The sequence below is a fragment of the Eggerthella sp. genome (assembly GCF_048329335.1).
In the GTDB taxonomy this organism is placed as follows: Bacteria; Actinomycetota; Coriobacteriia; order Coriobacteriales; family Eggerthellaceae; genus Eggerthella; species Eggerthella lenta.
In genome coordinates, this window is sequence record NZ_DBFEGU010000408.1 from 1 (window position 1) to 2154 (window position 2154).

Here is a 2154-nt window from a genome sequence, read left to right on the forward strand (position 1 = left end):
CGTCGCGCAGCGTCTCCTCTACGACGCGCTGGAGGTTCGCGGCGAAGCGCTCGCGATCGTCGTCTTCGAAGGCGGCGGGACCCTTCGTCCGGCCGCCCTGGCGGCGCACTTTCTTCTCCTCGTGGCGGATGTGCATGTCGAGGTCGATGGTGGCCAGCGTGTACACGCGCCCGCGCACGCCGATGGCCCGGGCGTGCCGTCCCAGCGCCATGGCGGCCAGCCCGATGTCCTGCGTCACCACGATGTCTCCGGGTTCCAGCTCCTGCACGATGGCGAAGTCGGCCGCGTCGGCGCCGATGCCCACGGGCAGCGTGTCCACCCAGAACCCGTCGCGGGGCTCGCGCGGATCTCCGCGCCTGATGTGCCGAGCAAGGTTCTGCGTCGCGTTGCCCGCAACGACCGCGGGCAACGCGTTCTTGCGCGCAACGGCCAGGGTTTCGGACGTGACCGGGCAGGCGTCGGCGTCGATGTAGATCGTCGGTCTCATGGGCTCGCTTTCTTTTGGAGGATTCCAGTATACGGTACGGCAGCCTGAACGAGGCGCGATCGTGCGCATCAATGCGTCGGAACGGTGTCCGAAATGTGCGCAGACGGTGATCGGCGGGCCCCGTAGACATTTTATTGAGAAATGCGTCCTAGATTCTTTCCGTTTGATAGTGGAAGCTGCGGGAGGATCAGCATGAGGAGCGAGAACGAGTTTTTACGCGCAGTCGAGCAGCAGGTGCGCGAACATCCGCAAGCGCCTGCCCACAAGGCGCCGAACGGCCTGACGACCACGTACGCCGAGCTATGGGAGGCCTCCGATCGCATTGCCGCCGCCTTGGCGGCCCGCACGGAGAAGCGACAGCCGGCGGTGGTGCTCGGCCACAAATCCGCATGTATGGTCGCAGGGTTTCTCGGCTGCCTTAAAAGCGGGCATGCGTTCGTCCCCGTAGACACGGAGATGCCCCTTACGCGTCTCGCGGACATCCTGTCCCAGCTCGGGGAGACGCTCGTGGTGGTTACCGAGGACATGCCCGATGCCCTGGCGTGCGCGCTGCCCGAGTCCGACGTGCTCGATGCGCGCGCGGCCGTCGCCGCAGCGGGCAGCCCCTTCGTCGTCCCCGATCGCGCGAGCTGGGTGACGGGCGACGAGATGCAGTACCTCATCTTCACGTCCGGCTCCACGGGTCGCCCGAAGGGTATCGAGGTCGGCGCGGACAACGTTGCGCGCTTCATGGACTGGGTTTGCACGTTTCCCGTGATCCGCGAGGGCGGGCGCGTATTCCTGGACCAACCGCCGTACTCGTTCGACCTGTCCGAGTACGAGGTGGTGGGCGCGCTCGCCACCGGCGGCTGCCTGCACGCCGTCGAACGCGAGGAGACCGAAGATCTGCGCGCGCTATTCGCCGACCTACGCGATTCGGGCGTGGAAGTGTGGACGTCCACGCCGTCGTTCGCCGACCTGTGCCTGGCCGACCGCAGCTTCGACGAAGCCCTGCTGCCCGACGTGCGCCTGTTCCTGTTCTGCGGCGAGGCCCTGCGCCGCTCCACGGCTGCGGCTCTGCGCGAGCGGTTCCCTCGTGCCCGCATCGCGAACACGTACGGTCCCACCGAGTCGACCGTGGCGGTCACCTACGTCGAGATCGGCGATTCGGAGCTGGTTGACGAGCGCCCGCTCCCCGTCGGCCGTCCGCGCCCCGGCACCGAGCTGCGCATCGTCGACCCCGAGACGGGCGTCCCGTGCGAGGCCGGGCGGACCGGCGAGATCGTCATCGTGGGCGACACGGTGGCCAAAGGCTACTTCCGCAACCCCGAGAAGACGGCGGCGGCCTTCTTCGACGCGACGCTTGTCGACGGCACGCCCGTGCGTGCCTACCGCACGGGCGACGCGGGCCACCTCGACGAAAGCGGCATGCTGTACTGCGACGGTCGTTTCGACTCGCTCGTGAAGGTGAACGGCTTCCGTATCGAGCTTGCGGACGTGGAGGAGAACCTCGGCGCGCTGCCGCTCGTGAAGCAGGCGGCGGTCGTGCCCGTGCGTCGCCGCGAGCGCGTGGCGTACCTGAAGGCGTGCGTGGTGCTGCGCGAGCGTCCTGCAGGCAGCGACTTCGAGATAGCTCGTCTCATCAAGGCTCGGCTGGCCGAGCGCGTGCCCGGCTACATGGTGCCGCG

Annotated in this window: 2 protein-coding genes; one reads left to right on the forward strand and one right to left on the reverse strand. The window is 68.0% G+C overall.

Annotated elements, in window-relative coordinates; translation table 11 throughout:
• Window positions 1-487, reverse strand: a 487-nt coding sequence (locus ACMO6A_RS12675) for a YaiI/YqxD family protein (RefSeq protein ID WP_418471356.1), incomplete at its 3' end; no start/stop codon positions are given.
• 192 nt (window positions 488-679) lie between these two features.
• Here ACMO6A_RS12675 and ACMO6A_RS12680 point away from each other — a divergent pair.
• The coding region (locus ACMO6A_RS12680) for an amino acid adenylation domain-containing protein (RefSeq protein WP_418471357.1) at window positions 680-2154 on the forward strand (1475 nt) is incomplete at its 3' end.